This is a genomic window from Desulfobacula sp. (assembly GCF_030145145.1).
Classification (GTDB): Bacteria; Desulfobacterota; Desulfobacteria; order Desulfobacterales; family Desulfobacteraceae; genus Desulfobacula.
In genome coordinates this window covers 50,222-70,124 of the sequence record NZ_JAQYWD010000014.1, presented here as the reverse complement: position 1 = coordinate 70,124, position 19,903 = coordinate 50,222, and the positions used below count along the sequence as shown (strand labels likewise).

The window sequence follows — 19,903 nt, the reverse complement described above, 5'->3', positions numbered from 1 at the left end:
CTCATTCCCTTATACCCGACGTTCTGTAATCTCTCGGATGCGGGCTTCTGTAATTTTTTCTTCATGCTGTCTTTTCTTTTCAACAGCCGCTTCTACTTTGCTCACCAGCACATCAATGTCACAGGGTTTCATCAGGTAATCAAATGCCCCCATCTTCATCCCGTCAATTGCCGTTTCGACAGTGGCATGCCCTGTCAGCATGATTACCTCCACCAGCGGAAACTCTTTTTTAATTTCCACCAAGGTCTGGATGCCATCCATTCCCGGCATTTTTACGTCAAGGACAACGGCTTCAATGGTTTTATTGTTCTCAAGCTCTACCAATGCATCCTTCCCACTGTATACGGCAGAAACCGTCACTTCTCTTTTTTCCAGACGTTTGGTAATGGTATCCAGGAATGCCTTTTCGTCATCTACGAGTAATAATTTAATTTTCTTCATATCTATTCTCCTTATCGGTTGTATGATAATCTGTGTCATTATCTGTCATTTCAGTTAACGCCTCTTGAAAGGGGATCCATATGCGGAATTTGGTCCCTATGCCAACCTGGCTGTAGACATCAATTTTTCCCTTCATCTTCTGGATGATGCCATAACATATAGAAAGCCCCAACCCCGTGCCTTTTCCCACGGCCTTTGTTGTAAAAAACGGATCAAATATTCTGTCAAGATTATCTTTAGGGATGCCGGGTCCATTATCTTCAATTGAAATCACCAGGTGATTTTTTTCAATCTTACTGATGTTTGTTTCAATTTGAATGGTTCCCCCGCTTTTTTCCATGGCATCAATGGCATTGTTGATTAAATTTAGAATCACCTGCTGCAATTCCGAAGGGGATATCCGGATATACGGAATTCCCTGGGTCAGTTTTGTTTCAATAGCGACATTGTTATACCGGGCCATTTGAGCGGTAAGGGAAACAATTTCCCTTACCGCATCATTAATCTGAACATCATTGATGGTGGAATCGGTTTTCCTGGCAAAGCTGAGCAACTTATGGGTAATCTCCTTGCAGCGTTTTCCCTGGGTGTTGATCTGATGCAGGGCCCGTATAAATTCATCCAGATTTTCCGCGCCGTTTAAATCTTCTTCTTCAAGCAGATCCTCTATCCATCCGGCCTCTTCAACCATGATGGCAACCGGATTGTTGATTTCATGGGCAATACCTGCAGCAAGTTCACCAATGGTGGCCAGTTTCCCGCTTTCAATGACCTGTTTGTTCATGACATCACTCTTTTTGTCTGCACTGGAAATCAGTGTCACAATATTGCGGGGAAGGGTAAAGGCCACAAAAAGGATGGCCATACATCCAAAAACCAGTATCACCAGGGTGAGCATCTGGGTTTTCCACAAATCATGGAAGGCATCGTCTATATCCTGGCGAAACACCATTAACCAGTCGATATTTTTAAGTTTGGAGATGACACACAAATATCTATTTCCAGAGGCATCCTGTTTTTTTGCAAACACTGTTTTATTCTTGTTATCACTACTCAATCCCAACATGGATGCAATGATTGGCGGGTGGAGCCCCACATCCGTTTTCGTTTGCAATTGGCCTTTACCATTAATAATAAAAGCGATCCCGGTTTCCCCGATATGAATATTTCCCACCAGAGAATTAAACGACCCGAAATTAATGGTGGACCGCAGCGTATAATCAGTGCCGTTGGATCCAACCTTAACCGCAATAATAAAATGAGGATGCCCTCTTAAGCCGGCAAACACATCACTGATATAAAATGGTTTATCTTTTGCTTTCACAAACCATTCCGCTTTTGAGTAATCGGCATTTTCAAATTTGAACGGTCCTTCATACGCGAATTGAATGCCGGTTGAATTGACCAGTCCCAAATCAGTAAACACATCTCCATATTCGCTTTTTAAAACGGCCAGATGCTGCTGTAAAAATTCAGTTGGTGTCTGTTGAATGGTGTCAAAATACCGGGCCACGAACCGAATATTGCCAAGTTTTTCCAATAAAAAGGTATCAATATTCTGGGTGTGCTTTTGAACCAGTTCTGAAATATGAGCCTGAATTTTGTCCGTATATGTCAAATTAAATCGATAAAAAAGAGTCCCAGTGGTTAATATCATGGGGAAAAAAGAAACAATGATGATTAAAATCCTTATTTTTCTTGTCAACTCCTGATAAAATGCTTTCCGTTCGTTTAAAGATTCTCCCATTGTCTTTTCCTTTTACAGGTTTCCCATAATCCATGCCCCTGTCTCTCTGATTATCAAAATACATGCCAGGCAACACTACACGACCAAACAGGCTATAACCCATTAAAAACAAAATAGAATTTAATATGTTAATTTTTTTGACAGGCTTACCGATTATGTCAGTTTTTTTTACACTTCGGAAAATTAGTTTACTTATCGTAAACAAACAGAGAAATGCTGTTGGATCAATTGTTAAGAATTGTGACAATATGACCTGCCAGGGCCGTTAGTCAAAGTGCATATCCTTAAAATGAATGGTCAATTCATATTCCCCGGAATGCGAGGTCCGATGGATGGTAAACCCCAATTTTTTACCCAGCATCAGCATTTGCGTATTTTCAGCCAGAACCAATCCCACAACATGTCGAACGCCCCGGCTCTGGGCCGCCTTAAGGCACTGCTTGAGCAACGAGGGACCAATGCCTTTACCATGCCACTCATCACTGATGGCCATGGCAAATTCCCCCCTTGTTTTGTCAGATTCAAGTATAATCCGACATACCCCCACTATTTTTTTTTCCTTGCCCTCTCCCATCAGTGCAACAAGGGCGATTTCCCTGTCGTAATCAATCTGTGTCAATTTGATTAACATGCTTCGGGAAAGCTGTTTGACCGGTGAAAAAAATCTCATATAAATACTTTTGGGTGAAAGGGAATAAAAATGGTTGATCAACAATTCTGCATCACTGGATCGAATCGGCCTGACAAAAATTTCACGCCCATTTGTTGTATACTCTTTTTTTTCATACTGCCAGGGATAGGAACTGATGATTAAATGCATGGGAGATGGAACAGGGGGTACTCGAACAAGCACCCGGGCATCCACAGCCGTTATACACCCATTTTTCACCAGTAACGGATTGATGTCCAATTCAATGATTTCCGGAAAATCGGTCACCAGACGGCCGACCCTTATCAACAATTCCTCCAGCAATGAGGTACTAATCGGTTTGATATTTCGGAATCCCTTTATCACCTGTGATATTTTTGTTTCTCGGACCATCTGCCTGGCCAGGAGGCGGTTCAATGGCGGCAGACCCATTGAAGTGTCAGTGAACACTTCGGTCAGAACCCCCCCCATCCCAAAAATAATTACCGGTCCAAAATTCGGATCTGTCTTTGCCCCGATGATCAACTCGTAATCTGGCGATTCCTGCATGCCTTGAACGGTTACGCCTTCGATGGTCGCCTTGGGAGCGAATCCCTTGGCATTCTGCAGTATGTCAGCACATGCTTTTTTGACCTCGCCGGCTGTTTTAAGGTTCAGGATGACCCCATGACAATCAGACTTATGAAGGATCTGCCGGGAACAAATTTTTAACACAACCGGATAGCCAATCTCTTCTGAAATGCGGACTGCCATGACTTGTGATTCAGCGATTCGGGTTGTATTAACCGGAATGCCATAGGCGTGGAGCAAATTTTTAGCCTGTATCTCCGTCAGGGTTTCAGCCCTGTCGGTAATGGCCTTTTTAATAATATTTTCAGCCTTGGAACGATTGATGATCAGCTTTTTATCCGTCCGGACAGGTATCTCCAAGAGGGTTTCAATATTTTGACCATATTGATACAGATTTTTAAACGCCCTCACGGCCCGCTCTGCAGAATCATAGGTAACAATGCCGGCCTGATTGAAAACCTGCCGGGCCTCCTGCACATTATCTCCCCCTATCCAGGCCGTAATCACCGGACAAGTCAGGGTTTTCAAACACTCTGTCAAGGACGTTGCCAGATGCAGCGTATCCATTGTCCCGGCCGGAGAGCACATCAGCAGCAAGGCATCTGTTTCCCGGGCACTGGCAATAATTTTTGTTACCTCAATATATGTCTCAGGTGGGGTATCCCCAACGATGTCTATGGGGTTTCCCCGGCTCCAGTTTTCAGGAAGAACCTTGTTCAGCTTTTCAATGGTTTCAGGGCTAAGCTGAGCCGGTTCCATTCCATAGGCGGCCAGGGCATCTGCGGCCATAACGCCCGGGCCGCCGGCATTGGTGATAATGGTAAGGCCGGGCCCCGAAGGCCGGCCGAGTTTTGCCAGGAATTCAGAACAATCCAGCAATTCTTCAAATTCAGTTACCCTTAAAATACCGGCCCGACGGAATGCGGCATCATACACGGCATCCTCGCCTGCCAAAGCGCCGGTGTGAGACGCAGCAGCCCTGGCACCGGCCCTTGATCTGCCGGATTTTAAGGCAATAATGGGTTTCACACGGGAGACAGCCCGGGCAGCACTCATGAAATTCCGGATATTGGTGATATTTTCCATATACATGACAATGCTTTCCACGGAACTCAAAGACCCGAGATAATCAATCATATCTGCGAAATCAACATCCATCATTGAGCCAAGACTCACAAAATGGCTGAACCCTATTTTTCCACGATGGGCAAGGTCTAAAACAGAGGTACATACGGCACCACTCTGGGAAAGAAAGGCGATTTTCCCGGACAAAGGGGATAAATGGGAAAAACTGGCGTTAAGGGCCTTTGATGTATTGACAAATCCCAGGCAATTGGGTCCAATAATGCGCAGGTTATATTTTTGGGCCTTTTCCAAAATCCTGGCTTCAATTGCCTTGCCTTTTTCACCGATCTCCTTGCCGCCGGAAGAGATGATCACCGCCCCGGCCAACCCCGCCCTTCCGCAGTCGTCAATAAGGGGGGGGACGGATAAAATGGGGGTTGCAATGACTGCCAGGTCTATATCCGTCCCGATCGACGCAATGCTTTTGAAACACGGCAAGTCCATCAGACGGCTATAATTGGGATTCACAGGAAAAATATCTCCCCTGAACCCGTTTTTGATGAGATTTCCCATAATTGAGAATCCAACAGACCCTTTTTTTTCACTGGCACCAATCACTGCAACGGATTTCGGATTGAACAGTCTGTGTAAATTACGTGTACTCATAATTTATCCTCTCAGTTTTAGTAACCCCGGACAATCGGGGGGCGGGAGGTTAAAAAAACCCAATCACGCGGCCGTGTTACGGCACCATCCATACGGTCATATCTTTTGCACCGTGAACAACTTTCCAGGGAACCCGGCCGATATCAAAACGGCTGACATTGGATTTTCCTTTTCTGCCAAATACAATGGTGTCACACTTTTCTTCCTTAGCCGTCTCAACGATAGCACCGGATCGACTTTTGGCGCCCTGGATGATTTTAAGCGAAATATTTTTGCTTTGAATACCCGCCGTTTCAAGTCTTTTTCCGGCATCATGGGCCACGATTTCGATCTCTTCAAACGCGGCTTTAATAAACCCGGTTGGGCTTTTTTCCTTCTTTCGTTCATCATACACATCAAAATCCCTGAGAACACTGCACAAAACAACCCTGCAGGGGGAATCTTCAATGGTTTCTGCCACAAATTCAACTGCTCTTTTTGACCCTTCCGACCCGTCAATGGCAAGTAAGAGAGAATGATTCACCTTTTGTACCCCTGCCAGCATCACCGGAAGAAACGTCGATTTTTCAACCACTTTTGTCGAGACACTTCCCATGACAAGGGGCAAAAAAGACTGCCCACCGCCTCGTCTCCGTATCAAAAGGGCATCATACCCTTTCCGGGCTTCGTCCATGATGTCCCTTGCGATACCCTTGTCTCTCCTGGCAATAATGATGGTGATGGCCCCGGGGTTAAATCCTGCAGTGATGAGCCGGGTTCTTGATTTTTCCATAAATGCTTCCATTAGTGATGTATACCCAAGTTCCCAGGCATGTAACCGGGCAGTGGCTTTAAAGCTGAACGGCTCTTTTTTCAAATCATAATAACACTCCGGCACTCTGGTGATAACATTGTGTAAAACCAATTCCTTTTTAAGGAACGGTTTAAAACTGCACAGATAGTCAATGGTCCTAAAGGCCTTTTGTGACCCATCAAGGGCCACAAGAATTTTATGTTTGTATTCACCCATTTTCAGTGCCCCCTTTTGAATTTCATTTTATCCCTGACGCTGACAACCGGAACCGGGGAATGCCGAAACACCTTCTCGGCCACACTGCCAAAGAAAACCCGGGAAAGATTTCCCCTGCCCTTATTGGCCATGACTATCAAATCTGCCCCCTCTGTTTCCACTGCTTCCAGAATACATTCAAAGGGGATGCCCAAATCAATTTTTATCGTCATCATTGATTTTTCATTAAAAAAATTTTCTTTTATCATGTTTTTTATCAACCCAAGCCTCTCTTTTCTCAACTCCTTGACATAGCCTTCCACGGTAAATTCACTGGAATAATATCCACTGACCATTTCAACGCCATGAAGATCCCTTTGATTGATGACATTCAAAAGAATAATGTCGGCCTGATGTCCTTTTGCTAATTCCACAGCAGACTCAAGTGTCATCAGCGAATAGTCTGAAAGATCAATACAGGCCAATATCTTGTTTATTTTTTTCATTTCACGTTTCCTTTCCTATTGCCTTAATTATCCGCCATTCAAGTCACTTTTCCCCTGTCAGGCAGGCAAGGTAACAACACTGTTTACGGTCCCAAAACAATTTGAACACATCTGGGGATTTTGGGGGTCTTCTTTCCACTCGCCATCAATTAAAAATTTATACTCGTATTTCCCGGGAGGAAGGATAAGGGATTTGATCCATGATCCGTGTTTGTCTTTTTTCATCTTGTGCTGATTGGGTTTCCAATGATTAAAATCTCCCATCAAAATCACCTCTTTTGCCACTGCCGCCTCAATAGAAAACGTTATTTTTTTACGTTTTGGTTTTGGTTTTGACTGGACCTGCTTCATCGCCTTTCTCCTTAAAAAAAATCCCTTGATTGTTTGATTGACTACCCCCTTTTAAATTTTTTTTGATCCCTGACACTGACAACCGGAACCGGGGAATGCCGAAACACCTTTTCAGCCACACTGCCAAAGAAAACCCGGGAAAGGTTTCCCCTGCCCTTGTTACCCATGACAATCAAATCAGCACCCTCTGTTTCCACTGCTTCCAGGATACATTCAAACGGGACACCCATTTCAATCTTCAGGGTCATCATGGATTCGTCATCAGGAAAATTTTCTTTTATCAAACTTGTTATTTTCTCATTTCTATCTTTTTTCAACTCCTTGGCATACTCTTCCGCATTCATGTCATTCACAAAATAACCGGGGAAATACCCGGTGATCATTTCAACGCCATTCACATCCCTTTGATTAATCACCGTAAAAACGATAATGTCAGCCTGGTTGCCTTTTGCTAATGTTACCGCATACTCAAGGGTCATCATGGAATAGTCTGAAAGATCAACACAGGCCAATATTTTTTTTATCTTTTTCATTTCAACACTCCTTTATCTTCTAATGATTTTCCTGAATCCCCTTGACAAATCCGCCACATAAAACAGATCTCCTGCGCCGAGAAGCGTTTCCACCAAATTGTCAAAGTTGTCAGTGTCAATATCAAATGTATGGAAAAACACCTTTCTAAGTCCTTCTTCTATATCATCATAAGAGGTCATGATGCTGCACAACCGCCCGCCGCTGTTTCTGATCATATCGGTTAAATTTTTGATAATGCCGGGTTTGTCCGGCAGATTAAATGCAAAAACCTGGCCTTTGTTTGAGACCCCAGTAAAAGACACAAAACAGCGGAAAATATCACTTTTTGTAATAATTCCCTCCAATATACCGGCCGTATCCACCACCGGCATTCCGGAAATGCCTTGACTCAACATGATTCCGGCCACCTCATCCACTGTGTGATCTGAACAAATGGTGATAACCGGCTTGGACATGACAGACGCAATACTGACTGAATCCATCAGGGATATCAGTTCAAATTTATCCAAGGTTGTGGCATCAGACGGCATGGCTTTTTTAATATCACCATCAGTGACGATACCAGCCAGGGTACCATTTTTTAAAACCGGCAGCATGGAAATCACCCTTGTCCGGAATAATTTCGCCGCATCATTCAAAGACTCGTTATGATCAATGGTGATGACGGATTTGCTCATCCATTCTTTTATCAGCATGTTTTATCTCCTGTGGGTTACGGGTCATTCATTACAGACCCTTGCCTGTTATCTTGCTTAATAGCAATTGACGTGCCATGTTTGAAGAAAAGCGTAAAGCCCCTGCTGAAAGACATCCACAGCGCTAAGGGGCGGCGAAAAACAATCTGTCTCACATAAAATACCGGTCTCGGTTTTCCAACCTGTTAAAAAAACTGACACCCTCCATGGAAATTTATCGTCAAACAAGAAGGGGGGGTAAGAACAAAAAAAGCCTGGAAATGGGACCTGCCATGTCTCTTTTCCAGGCTGTTTCTGCTTTACTATAAAACCGGTGCCCGTATCAGGAATTTAAAATTTTTTCCATTTCAAAAAACAGGTCCTGCTCTCTTATCACCCCCACAATTTCGTCGGATACTGTAACCAGCAGCCGTCTCTCATTTTTATAAATCATGAGGTATGCCGCTTCCATCAGGTTGGACCTGCCGTCAATGGAAACAGGAGAGGGACTCATGACATCACTCATGCATATATTTTTCTTTTCCACAATTCCCTTGGTGAACATGCCTTTCCAGAACATGGGGGAATATTCAATACTGTCTGCCAGGGATGGCTTGGGTGCGGAAAGGTAGCCCGGCATGACCATTTCCAGCAGATCCCGAATGGTTAAAATGCCTTTTACCTCATCGTTATTTCCCGTCACAAGAATCGATCGATGACCGGTTTCCATGAGTTGGGTTGTTGCCATTTTTGTAATAAACGATTTCTTCAACTCGTTAATGGCATCCTGTATGGTTTTCATTTCATTGATGCTGGAATACTCTGTGATCGGTATCATGACCGATATCACCGGTCTTTCTTCAACGTCAGCTGATGCGTTTGGCTGGCGACAGGCCTCTTTGATTTTATCGGATAGAAAATCAATATCACAGGGCTTGCTCAGGTAATCAAATGCCCCTTCCACAAGGGCCTCTCTTGCCGACGGCATCCCCCCGTGTCCGGTCAGCATGATCACCGGTAGATCCGGTTTGATTTTTTTTATTCGTGAGAGCGTCTCATGACCATCCATTCCCGGCATTTTAATATCCAGAATAACCACATCCGGGTTCTGATCAATTTTTTCCAGGGCCTCCTCTCCCGTTTCTGCAAGAAGGGTTTCAAATCCTTTTTTCATCAATATTTTTTTGGTCGTTTCCCTGAACCGTTTTTCATCATCCACCATTAATACTTTTATTTTCTGGGTCATTATTATTATCTCCTTATTGATCAGCATTTTTCATACTGTTTACGTAATCGTATCGGGTGTTATCCTTTTAATTAACGAATGCTATAGCTGCCGAATAGAGTAAAAAAAACTGAATCGTCATGGAAACCAGCAGGATCAGCAATGCCTGTTTCCCGGTAAATTGGCACGCAGTTTTAAACCCTGTGTATATCAACCACCACTTCCACGGTTCAGTAACCCATAGGAGAAACGGCAGCCATGACAAAAAAAGGGTTACCCCGGATGAAAAAACGTACAGACTGAAAATAACGAAAAAAGAGGTGCGTTTCCCCAGAATAATGACCATGACAATATACCCCAACCCCGATGAAATGACTATCATTCCTGCGGCATTGGCAAAAAATATAATGGCCATTACCCAACCGGATTTGGCATATGCCCCGGTTAAAAGGCTTGCAATGGTGAAAAAAACACAGCAAATCATCATAAACCCCACTGTTTTTCTCACTGTTGTCTTCTCTGGCAGTTCCTTGAAAAACTGACCGGGCTCAATCAACAGCTGAATCAGAGAATAAGAGTAAAACTGCCAGATTTTTAAATTTGATTCCAACATAATCGCACGCTCCTTTGGATATCTTTGTCTGAATCCCTCATGTGCATATCCCGGGCTATACCAGTTTTACCACCAAGCCGACAAACAGCATGATGACTGTCATAAAGAAAAGGATTTTCCGTTCCGTTTCTTTAGTGAAAAACAATTTTCCGTTTTCCATTATTATTTTTTTTGATTTTGTCTTTTTAATGTTTTGTTGTTTCTTCATCATAGCATCCGTTTGAAAAATTGATTAAAATCCCGGCATTGTACCAAATCCCCTGAAGGCCCAGAAAACACCGGTCATAAACAGCAGCACAATATTGGCAACGAAAAAAATGGGAATCCCCACCCTGAGATAATCTTTGGGCTCCAGGTATCCACTGGCGTAAACAATGGCATTGGGCGGCGTGCCAATAATCAGGCAGTAGGCAAAGGACGATGCAATGGCAGTGGCCATGGCCATGAACGGCAGATAACTGGTCCCGGGATGAACCATACCCGCCATGTTCAGGGCAATGGGTCCCACAGAAGCGGCAGCAGGCCCATCAGCCATAAGGTTTGTAAGGATGGATGTCAGTCCATTACTGACGATCATCAAGGGCAGGCCGGATTCCATGCCGAACTGTGATAAAAACTCAATGACGGATCGCGCCAGCCAATAGGCAGCACCGGTCTGATCCAGGGTCCGCCCAAAGATGATGGCACCGGCATACAGCCAGACAACCCCCCAATCCACCTTATCCTGGTAATCCCGCCAGTTGACCACCCCGGTCAGGATATAGCCCACCGCACCTGCCACGGCAATGACACCTATTCCCAGCCGAATGGGATAAATCCCCATATTAAAGAATGCTTTTTCCGTAAACCATCCAAACACCATGATGATAAATATGACCAATGCCCATATCTGCTTTCCGTTCCATTTTCCCATTTTATCAATTTCGATCTTTAATTGATCCATGGCCGGGGCCAGGGAGACAATTTTAGGCCTGAACCGCAGATTACTAATAAACCAGGTAATGGGAATCATCACGATGATAAAGGGAAAACAATAGGTCACCCACTGGAAATAGCCTATGTCAACCCCAAACATATCCGTCAAATACGTCATCATAATCACATTCCTGGCCCCGCCGGAAGGTGCGCCAGGCCCACCGATATTGCAGGCCATGGCAATACTGATCATCAAAAGCTTTGCCAGTTCCTTGTCTTCGGGAACTTCCCGGGTCAGGCTGTTCTGGTATAGCAGCATTCCAATGGGAAGGAACATAGCGGCCAGGGCATGATCCGATATAAATGCAGCCAAAGGTGAGATGATCAAAAAGAAAATCAGGGTGATCCATTTGGTATTGGGGACAGCCAGTTTTTTGAACATGGCCATGCAGACCCGTTTGTCAACACCTGTCTTGACAAAGGCGGCTGCAAACATCAGGCTGCCCATGATAAACCAGCAGGCATCACTCCAATAGAGCATGGCCACTTCTTGTCTTGAAATCACGCCGGTGAACACAAGGATCAGGCCGATACAAAATGCAACCGCGGGAAGGGGAATACATTCGGTTAAAAAACAGGCCACAACAAACAAGCCCATGCCAATGGCCACTTTTATATGCCAGGCCCCTTTGTCCGCCGCTTTTTTATCCGTTCCTGTCAGGTCTTCATATTTAAGGCCTTCTTTTCTGAGCGTTAACGCAGCGTCCATGATCTGCAGAAATTGATTATCGTCCACATTTATTTTGATATAGTCATGGGCTTTATCAAAGTTTTTCTGGCTGGCCTCAATCTTATTTTTTTTACACCATTTGACATTTCGCTTCATGAAACGTTCTTTTTGCAACGCGCCCATCCGCATGTTCTGTTCCATCATCTTGGCAACGAGCAACTGCCATTGTTCCGCATCAGAACTGCTGACATCAAATAAGGCTTTGGTGATATGATTGACCACCGCCTTAGGAGCGACCTTGAATTCAGTCCCGACATCCTTCATTCCATAAGGGGTTGGCATCAATAAAACCGCAACCAAAAGGACAACCGGAACAATAAAAATTTTCCAATTGATATATTTATCATACCCTGTGACCTGCTTTTCTTTTTTCATTCATCAACCTCCACTATTAATCGTCTATTCTTCTTCGTCTTTGAGAATTTCACGAGGCGATCGCATATATTTTTTAGATTGTGCGATCCTGATTTTTTCCTCAAGACGTTGCCGTTTTTCAAACGCCTCAATCGCTTTTTCAATGATTTCATCAATATCCGCGGGTTTCATCAGGTAGTCGCAAGCCCCTGATTTCAGACCGTCAATGGCGGAATCCACAGTGGCATGCCCGGTCAACATAATGACTTCCACCAGCGGATAAAGGGCCTTGATGGCCTTTAGGGTCTCATTTCCATCCATCCCGGGCATTTTGACATCCAGAATCACCACATGAACGGTTTGTGTTTTAAGTTTTTCAAGGGCCTCTCGTCCGCTTTGAGCCGTTATGGTTTCAACCCCTTTTTTTTCAATCAGTTTGCGGGTTGTTTTCAGATAACGCACCTCATCATCCACCAGCATAATTTTCATTTTTCTCATACCCAATCTCCCTAATGCTTATTAATGGTTAACCGGCAGGCCTATAACAAAGGTCGTGCCGATATTTAGTTGACTTTTTACGTCCATGGTCCCACCAAAATTTTCTATAATGCCGAAACAAACCGAAAGCCCAAGTCCTGTCCCTTTGCCCACAGGCTTTGTGGTGAAAAAAGGAGAAAATATTTTTTCAATGTTTTCCGGACTGATGCCGATGCCGTTATCCGTGATATTGATTTCAACTATATATTCATTTTTCCTGCAGACCTCTATTGTCAGGCGCCCCCCGGATGAACCGTGCCGTTCCTGGATGGCATCCATGGCATTATTCAACAAATTGAGGATCACCTGTTGAAACTGGGATGGATCCCCCATAAACCCGGGGACCTTTTTTGAAATATGTTGAACAATTTCAATACCACTGACCATTGCTTTTTTTTCTATCATCCGGATAATTTCAGGGATAATGACAAACGGGTGTAACACTTGTTTTTTTATTTCATTTTTACGTCCGAATTTTAAAATGGCATGGGTGATTTCCGAGCATCGGTTCACCTGGAGTTTTATCTGGTCCAATGACTCCTCAATATCCTTTATGTCTTCATTCTCTGAGGCCTCGTCTTTACTGAAGACATCATCGAAAAGCGTTTCGATCAGGGTATATTCACTTTTAATGATTTGCAGGGGATTATTGATTTCATGGGCAAACCCAGCGGCCATCTCCCCGATTTCAGCCAATTGGGTCGCCCGGATCAGCTGATTGCCAAGGCTTTCCTTTTCCATTCCCAGCTGCGCGATCCGTTTAAGGATATGTTCAGTGGTATAGACGGCAATGATGATGATAATCGCCCCACCGATGACCATGATCAGTATATTGATATATAATGCTGAATAGAAATATTTATACGCATCTCGCTTTTCCTGCCGAACCACCAGGAGCCATTCCCTGTTTTTAAGCCAGGTGGTGGCATACACATGTTTGTCCTTTGCAGCATCTGATTTAATAAAGGTATGAATGCTGTTTTCCAATTTGGGAAACCCGGAAAATTCATGATCTTTTTCCAGAAGCCCAATGCCCCCAGACCGCCTGAGGGTTTGGGCAATTCCGGTTTTATTTAAAATATACGCTTCCCCGGTCTTTCCGATTCTCACTTTTGATACCAGGGTATCAAAAAACAGCGTGTCAATGGTTGCCCGGAGCACCCAGGGGGTACTCCCTCTATCCTGCCGCACCGCAATAATAAAATGAGGAACGTTTCTATACCCTAAAAAGACATCACTGATATAATAACCGGTCTGCATGACTTTTTTAAACCATACTTCGTTCTTATACGCTTTTCCTTTCAACGGGTACTTACCGGTATACCTTATGTGAATCCCCTGGGAGTCAAAGAGTCCCAGGTCAACAAACGCGCTTGACCGGTCTTTTAAATTTTTAAATATGGTATGAATGGCTTCAGTGGCGTTAATGTCTTCAAAACTATAGGTGTTGGTAATCAGTTCAAGATCTGCCGTGCGTTCTACCAGGAAAGACTCAATCATATCGCAATGATCCTGGACGATTCGTTTTAACGTGTTGACTGTTTTGTTTTCAAGTGCTGTGGTGAAAAAATAAAAACTGACCCCAATGGCCAATAAAAATGGAATAAAGGGGACAATGATCATATTGGTTAAAATGGATCGTTTAACCCGGGGTTCTTTTTTCTTATGGTTTTGATTATTTCCATTCATCATGCGCTCATCAATTTTATGGTTATTTTGACACGATACCTCATCCAAACCTCTTTAATCCCCTAAGAGCAACTATGATGCCGATTTGATGCTCAGGGCATAAAAAATTTTAACTTACCGAAATATAGACGATTTTTTCTTTTTTTAATTGTAAATGGAAAAACGGACAAGGGTCAGCACATGTCAGTTTTTTTTTCAAATTGTAAATCAACAGCCCAACTTTCGGTCTCCAGCTTTAATGGCCAACCCCGAAAGTTGCGGCGACAGGAAATAATTGTTAGAAGTGACCGACAAATCATGTCCCCTGTTACGCCAAAAAAATATCTGAAAAGAAAGTGCCGGGAAAACTGTGTGTCTGGGGAATCATCTGTGGGAAGGCATCTGGGAGGATATCAAGGTGCTTGACCATCCGTATTTAGCTACAGATACGGCGTTTCTTTGACAGACCTGCCAGAGAAACACCCATACCTGTTGTGAACTGAAATCAGCCCTCTTTGTCCATATCTCTTAACTTGCGAAGAATCTCCCGGGGGCTGCTGGAGATGGAGATATTTAACAATTCGTTCATCTTTTTTTCTTCAATCTGCTGCTTGTTCATGACTTTCTTTTTATAGGCAGCCTGCAGGGTTTCAAGCAGTTCGTCCAGGCCGCAGGGTTTTTGAAGATAAGAATAGGCACCGCTTTTGGTGCACTCAACAGCAGAATCAATGGCACCGTGACCCGTAAGGATAACCACTTCCATCCATTGATGTTCCTGTTTAAGGCGTTTTAACGTTTCTTCGCCGGATATCCCCGGCATTTTCAGGTCCACAAGGGCGATATCAATGGCATTTTTTTTGGCCGCCTCAATGGCCTTTTCACCTCTATTCACGGCAATCACATTAAAATCTCTTAATTCCAGACTTTTGCTGATGGATCCCAAAAACTGTTCTTCATCATCCACGATGAGAAGGTTTATTCGCTTTTTTCCCATGATATTATTCCTTTCTGAACTTAGCGCGCTATCGCGCGAGCTTTTAGCATTTAGCCATTAGCGGTTCGCTAAAAACCTAAAACCTAACGGCTAAATGCAAATTCCTATACGATTAAATTACATACTGCCGATGCCAAGCCATTGCCAGTAACCGAAAAATACCCATACCCACAGCACTGCCATACTGATCAAAAAAACAGCAGACCCATGAATTAAAAAATCCTTCATTGTCACCAGCTGCTCACCTGTTTCAGGATCCCTGGCAATACTGTATACAATGGCATTATTGGGGGTACCAATGATCAGCATGTGGGCAAAAGAAGAGGCAAATGCAGTGGCAAGGCCTACCATCAGCGGCGGTGTTCCTGAAAGCGTGGCCATGGGTACGGTGATGGGTCCGACAGCAGCCACCGTGGCACCGTCGCTCATAAAATTGGTGAGAATGCCGGTGATAAAGCTGGTGGACATGCACAGTCCGGTTCCCCGGGTTAATGCATCCGGGAGGATGGAAATAAAACTGTTGGCAAGCCAGAGCGCAGCCCCGGTGGAGGCCAGGCCGACGCCCATGGCACTGGCGGCAGCGTAAAGCGCCACAACATCCCAATGGATACTGTTGATGTCTTTCCAGCGAAGGATGCCCAGGATATTTAACAGGACCAGACATAAAATAACCGGTCCGCCCATCCCCACCTTGCTGGAAAAGGTAACCCACAAAACAATCACCAGGATCAAAACACCGGCAGCCTTATATTCATCCGGTGTCATTTTACCGATTTTTTCTCCTTCCCGTTTGACTGCTGCTGCAATATTGACATTTTTAACCGTAATCTTTTTCCGGAAAACGATAAGAAAATATGCTGCAATGGCCAGGGCCATGACCGGAACAAAGGGAAGACCCATCTTGACCCACTGACCAAAGGAGATGCTGATCCCATAGTCTGAAAAAATCCCCAGCATCACGGCATTACGACCGCCGGCAGCAGGTGATCCCGGACCGCCGATATTTGCACAGAATGTCAGCATTAAAAGGAGCATTACGATCAACCCCTTATCCTTTTTGATACCGGCTGTTTTAATGGTTCCCATATATACCAGCATTAAAATCGGCGCAATAAATGCCACCAGTGCATGCTCGGAAAGGAAAGCTGCGGTCACCGCCAGAAGCGGTGCAAAGATAAGGGCAAATTTACGAAGGGAGGTGCTGGTGCCCAGCAGAAGAATGCCGATCCGTCGATCCAGACCGGTTTTACTGATGGCTGCAGCAAATGCAAGAACACCGAAAATAAAAATAACCGAATCTTTTGCATAGGCTTTTGCCACCATGCTGGGGGGAAAAATTCCGAAAAAATACATCAACACGCCCACAAGAAGAGCGGTAATACCGATGGGCACGGCGCCGGTGGCCCAGAACAGGGCAGCGACGATCAGGACGCCGATCATGACTTTGGCCCTGAACGCGACCTTGTCCACCCCGGGAGCTGTTTTGATGACGGTCCCGTCTGAATTTTTTGTTTGCGTATACAAATTTGCGGTTTTCCCATAATACTCGACAATTGTCTGGCCTTTTTCCATTTTTCGATAGTCTGAATATCCGGCAATACTTTCACTGAGATTGCCGGTTTTTTTTACAGACAAAAAGCCCGTCAATGTCTGGGGGGTGGGGATAAACACCATGGCCATAAAAAGAATCGCGCCCAAAATAATCACTCCGGGACGGGCGTTTTGCACCCCGACCAGCCAATTCTTAAGACTGGTTCCCTGGACGTCGGGGATTTCATTCCGGGCCATTGCATAAACGCGTTCCTTACTGGCTGCCATGATCTCTTTGGTTAACTCATCAATGGCACAAGGCTTTTCCAGATAGGAAAATACATCGAATTTCCCGGTAACCCGGGCCGATTCGATGCTGCCATGGCCGGTATGCATGATGACCTGGACTTCAGGCCTGATTTTTTTAATTTCTTTTAACGTCTGAATACCATCCATACCGGGCATTTTCTGGTCAAGAATGATCACTTCCGGATTATTGTGACGGACTATTTTTATAGCGTCTTCACCGTTGCTTGCAGCAAGGACATGAAACCCCCTATGGGATAACTGCTTTGCCAGGTTCTCCCGAAACCGATCTTCATCATCGACCAGCAATACTGTTCGTTTTTCATTATTGCCATTTGCTATTTTTTGCTCTTCCATAGCCCTTCCTTTTGATTAAAATGTGAATAAATTTATGGTTTGTTTCATTACGCTCTGTGAATGGGAAACGATATTGTAAAGGAACTTCCCGCGCCCTCTAAAGACTGAACATCAATGGTCCCCCCCAGGGCTTCCACAATGTTCAAAGAAACACTCAGGCCAAGTCCGGTGCCTTTTCCGACTTCCTTTGTAGTGAAAAACGGGTTAAACACCTCACTGAGTTGTTCGGCAGACATTCCTTTCCCCGTATCTTTAATCATGATATGGATGTCCTGATCCTTTCTATGGGTGGACACGGTGATTTTCCCCGGGCCTGAAATCGCATCCCCTGCATTATTGATGAGATTTAAAAAAACCTGTCGAATCTGGTCATGATCCAGCATGATTTCCGGCAGGCCGGGGTCATAATCACGAATAATTTCAATATCCGCCACCTTGAACTCCCGTTCTTTGAACCCGCTTATGACGTCATCCAGAACCTGGTTCACATCACAGGGCAGCAGCTTTGGCTCATTCTTACGGCCAAAGGCCAGCAGCTGCTTGGTGATGGTTCTGGCCCTGAACGCTGCAGAATCAATGGTATCAATCTCTTTTATGATATCTTCAGGGGTTGGATGAAGATTAAATTCAGGATCCAGCAAATCACGGATCACCCCGCTGGTTGCTACGATAATCGCCAGGGGATTGTTAATTTCATGGGCCACCCCGGTTGCCAGTTCACCGACAGAGGCAAGCTTTGATGCATGGAAAAGCTGGTGCCGAAGCTCATCACTTTTTTCGGCAGCACCCTGGGCATGGTTTATGAGCCTGCCATTGGCAAACCATATCCCGGCTGCAATCCCCAAAAAGATAACCGCAAGGATAATGCTCATGAACCGCCGGCTCTGGTACATCCCTGCGTGGGCAATATTCAGCGGCTGCCGGACAATCAATGCCCAGGGCGTTTCTTTCAACCATGCATAGCCAATGAGGATGGCATCACCGTTTCGGTTAATTTCCGTTACGCCCGATTCAATATTTTCCGGCGGGATATACTCGCTCTTGCCAAGCAACTCACCCCTGTCCGGATCGACGATTTGATAGTGTCCTTCTTTATTGATCAAGGCGGATTCAACCTCTTTTCCCCGGCTAATGGATCTCAAAAACATATAAAATTTGTCCGGGTCAAGGGTGGACCGCATAATATAAGGGTTCCCATCAATGATCTGCCGGACGGCAATGGTAAAGTGTGCTTTTTCCCTGAATCCAAGATAAATATTGCTGATATAATAATGCCGCTCCTGATTCAGCAATGTTTTAAACCAGTTTTCATTGCTGTAATCTTTTCCCTTGAGGTAGGGGAAGGACCCGGCATATCCTATCTGAATACCCTTTGTATTCAGGAAGCCGACATCGATGAAGGCGTCACTCACCTGTCGTAAATCCTGGTAGTAGTTTTGCATGTTATTCTGGGAGGGGTTAAGACTGAAATCAATGCTGTGGAAAAGGCTGAAAATATTGACCACCCGTTCCTGTAGAAAAAGATCAACCGTATTTTTCTGGCTGTTTGAAAGCGCTTCCAGATTGAGTCGTCCGGTATTTTTCAGTGTTGCCGTGAACTGAAATTGAAAATAGGCAAAAAATGCGGCATAGGGCAGCATAAAAGCGGCCAGGAGTCCAACCCCCAGTCGAAATTTCAGTTTTTTAAAATAGGCTTTCCGTTTATCGCTTTGTGCGCTGATGGTTTGTCTTTTTTCCAGGGCTTCTTGAATCTTTTCTGAGATATCATCAATATCCGCCGGCTTTATCAGATAATTTGCCGCCCCTAATTTAACCCCCTCTACTGCGGATTCCACTGTACCATGGCCGGTGAGCATAATGACTTCAATCAAGGGAAAATCCCGTTTGATTTTCTTTAAGATGGCAATGCCGTCCATGCCCGGCAGTTTGACATCTAAAATAGCCACCTGAATATGATGATTTTTCAGTCGTTCAAAGGCGGCCATGCCATTTGGGGCAGTATGAACAGTATAGCCTTTTCTTTCCAACAGCTTTTGGGTAGTAGAAAGAAATCTTTCTTCATCATCCACCAGCAGTATGTTGATATTTTCCATTTTCCCTTCCAGTCATCAGCAAAATATAATTTGGCTCTTTAACCACATTCCAAAAGAGCAATCTTTATGCCAAATTAAAATTCGCCCTCAAAATGTATTAACCATCTGAAATTTAAAATTAAATTAATTCAAAAAAAAAGCTGCTGCTCAAATAAAGAAGGACTTGTGTCGGCATTTTTTACAAATTGTAAAAAACAGGAAAACCATATGCGACCCCATACCCAGTTTGTAATTTACCCGATTGCTTCCCGGGGGAGACCACCATTTCACCCTATCTTGGCAACCGCGTGTGAAAGTTTCATGCGATTGTCCGGGGAAAAGGCATATTTC

At 44.5% G+C, this 19,903-nt stretch carries 16 protein-coding genes; all 16 read right to left on the bottom strand.

Annotated features, from left to right (window positions below):
- Positions 1-9 precede the first annotated feature (9 nt).
- A complete protein-coding gene (locus Q1Q15_RS09715; protein ID WP_300459005.1) occupies positions 10-441 on the bottom strand; it encodes a response regulator in 432 nt (143 codons plus the stop codon).
- Positions 428-2,188 (bottom strand): PAS domain-containing sensor histidine kinase, encoded by a 1,761-nt coding sequence (locus Q1Q15_RS09710; protein ID WP_300459004.1) that lies wholly within the window; start codon positions 2,186-2,188, stop codon positions 428-430. The genes Q1Q15_RS09715 and Q1Q15_RS09710 overlap by 14 nt, the downstream gene beginning before the upstream one ends.
- Before the next feature lie 265 nt (positions 2,189-2,453).
- Positions 2,454-5,138, bottom strand: coding sequence for a GNAT family N-acetyltransferase (locus tag Q1Q15_RS09705; RefSeq protein ID WP_300459003.1), 2,685 nt, complete (start codon positions 5,136-5,138; stop codon positions 2,454-2,456).
- A gap of 76 nt (positions 5,139-5,214) precedes the next feature.
- Entirely contained in the window at positions 5,215-6,147 is a 933-nt protein-coding gene (locus tag Q1Q15_RS09700; protein WP_300459002.1) for a universal stress protein, read from the bottom strand.
- Between the two features lie 2 nt (positions 6,148-6,149).
- A complete protein-coding gene (locus Q1Q15_RS09695; RefSeq protein ID WP_300459001.1) occupies positions 6,150-6,632 on the bottom strand; it encodes a universal stress protein in 483 nt (160 codons plus the stop codon).
- Between the two features lie 57 nt (positions 6,633-6,689).
- Positions 6,690-6,983, bottom strand: coding sequence for an isoamylase early set domain-containing protein (locus Q1Q15_RS09690; protein WP_300459000.1), 294 nt, complete (start codon positions 6,981-6,983; stop codon positions 6,690-6,692).
- 41 nt (positions 6,984-7,024) lie between these two features.
- A complete protein-coding gene (locus Q1Q15_RS09685; protein ID WP_300458999.1) occupies positions 7,025-7,516 on the bottom strand; it encodes a universal stress protein in 492 nt (163 codons plus the stop codon).
- A gap of 12 nt (positions 7,517-7,528) precedes the next feature.
- Positions 7,529-8,212: a CBS and ACT domain-containing protein gene (locus Q1Q15_RS09680; RefSeq protein ID WP_300458998.1), complete on the bottom strand. Its 684-nt coding sequence runs from the start codon at positions 8,210-8,212 to the stop codon at positions 7,529-7,531.
- 322 nt (positions 8,213-8,534) lie between these two features.
- Positions 8,535-9,437: a response regulator gene (locus Q1Q15_RS09675; protein ID WP_300458996.1), complete on the bottom strand. Its 903-nt coding sequence runs from the start codon at positions 9,435-9,437 to the stop codon at positions 8,535-8,537.
- A gap of 67 nt (positions 9,438-9,504) precedes the next feature.
- On the bottom strand, positions 9,505-10,029 hold the full coding sequence (locus Q1Q15_RS09670; RefSeq protein ID WP_300458994.1) for a YIP1 family protein: 525 nt from the start codon (positions 10,027-10,029) through the stop codon (positions 9,505-9,507).
- A gap of 232 nt (positions 10,030-10,261) precedes the next feature.
- Positions 10,262-12,109 (bottom strand): DASS family sodium-coupled anion symporter, encoded by a 1,848-nt coding sequence (locus Q1Q15_RS09665; RefSeq protein WP_300458992.1) that lies wholly within the window; start codon positions 12,107-12,109, stop codon positions 10,262-10,264.
- Positions 12,110-12,133: 24 nt separating this feature from the next.
- Positions 12,134-12,586: a response regulator gene (locus tag Q1Q15_RS09660; RefSeq protein ID WP_300458990.1), complete on the bottom strand. Its 453-nt coding sequence runs from the start codon at positions 12,584-12,586 to the stop codon at positions 12,134-12,136.
- 21 nt (positions 12,587-12,607) lie between these two features.
- Positions 12,608-14,362, bottom strand: a complete 1,755-nt coding sequence (locus tag Q1Q15_RS09655; protein WP_300458989.1) for a PAS domain-containing sensor histidine kinase — start codon at positions 14,360-14,362, stop codon at positions 12,608-12,610.
- Between the two features lie 436 nt (positions 14,363-14,798).
- Positions 14,799-15,287 carry a response regulator gene (locus Q1Q15_RS09650; protein ID WP_300458988.1) on the bottom strand — a complete coding sequence of 163 codons (489 nt, stop codon included), beginning with the start codon at positions 15,285-15,287 and terminating at the stop codon, positions 14,799-14,801.
- 117 nt (positions 15,288-15,404) lie between these two features.
- Positions 15,405-17,480, bottom strand: coding sequence for an SLC13 family permease (locus Q1Q15_RS09645; protein ID WP_300458986.1), 2,076 nt, complete (start codon positions 17,478-17,480; stop codon positions 15,405-15,407).
- Between the two features lie 47 nt (positions 17,481-17,527).
- On the bottom strand, positions 17,528-19,573 hold the full coding sequence (locus Q1Q15_RS09640) for a response regulator (protein ID WP_300458985.1): 2,046 nt from the start codon (positions 19,571-19,573) through the stop codon (positions 17,528-17,530).
- Positions 19,574-19,903 lie beyond the last annotated feature (330 nt).

Coding starts and splice junctions, on each gene's coding strand:
- Q1Q15_RS09640 (WP_300458985.1), bottom strand. CDS start 19,573: ATGGAAAATATCAACATACTGCTGGTGGATGATGAAGAAAGATTTCTT.
- Q1Q15_RS09645 (WP_300458986.1), bottom strand. CDS start 17,480: ATGGAAGAGCAAAAAATAGCAAATGGCAATAATGAAAAACGAACAGTA.
- Q1Q15_RS09660 (WP_300458990.1), bottom strand. CDS start 12,586: ATGAGAAAAATGAAAATTATGCTGGTGGATGATGAGGTGCGTTATCTG.
- Q1Q15_RS09670 (WP_300458994.1), bottom strand. CDS start 10,029: ATGTTGGAATCAAATTTAAAAATCTGGCAGTTTTACTCTTATTCTCTG.
- Q1Q15_RS09700 (WP_300459002.1), bottom strand. CDS start 6,147: ATGGGTGAATACAAACATAAAATTCTTGTGGCCCTTGATGGGTCACAA.
- Q1Q15_RS09680 (WP_300458998.1), bottom strand. CDS start 8,212: ATGCTGATAAAAGAATGGATGAGCAAATCCGTCATCACCATTGATCAT.
- Q1Q15_RS09665 (WP_300458992.1), bottom strand. CDS start 12,109: ATGAAAAAAGAAAAGCAGGTCACAGGGTATGATAAATATATCAATTGG.
- Q1Q15_RS09715 (WP_300459005.1), bottom strand. CDS start 441: ATGAAGAAAATTAAATTATTACTCGTAGATGACGAAAAGGCATTCCTG.
- Q1Q15_RS09675 (WP_300458996.1), bottom strand. CDS start 9,437: ATGACCCAGAAAATAAAAGTATTAATGGTGGATGATGAAAAACGGTTC.
- Q1Q15_RS09705 (WP_300459003.1), bottom strand. CDS start 5,138: ATGAGTACACGTAATTTACACAGACTGTTCAATCCGAAATCCGTTGCA.
- Q1Q15_RS09685 (WP_300458999.1), bottom strand. CDS start 7,516: ATGAAAAAGATAAAAAAAATATTGGCCTGTGTTGATCTTTCAGACTAT.
- Q1Q15_RS09710 (WP_300459004.1), bottom strand. CDS start 2,188: ATGGGAGAATCTTTAAACGAACGGAAAGCATTTTATCAGGAGTTGACA.
- Q1Q15_RS09650 (WP_300458988.1), bottom strand. CDS start 15,287: ATGGGAAAAAAGCGAATAAACCTTCTCATCGTGGATGATGAAGAACAG.
- Q1Q15_RS09690 (WP_300459000.1), bottom strand. CDS start 6,983: ATGAAGCAGGTCCAGTCAAAACCAAAACCAAAACGTAAAAAAATAACG.
- Q1Q15_RS09695 (WP_300459001.1), bottom strand. CDS start 6,632: ATGAAAAAAATAAACAAGATATTGGCCTGTATTGATCTTTCAGACTAT.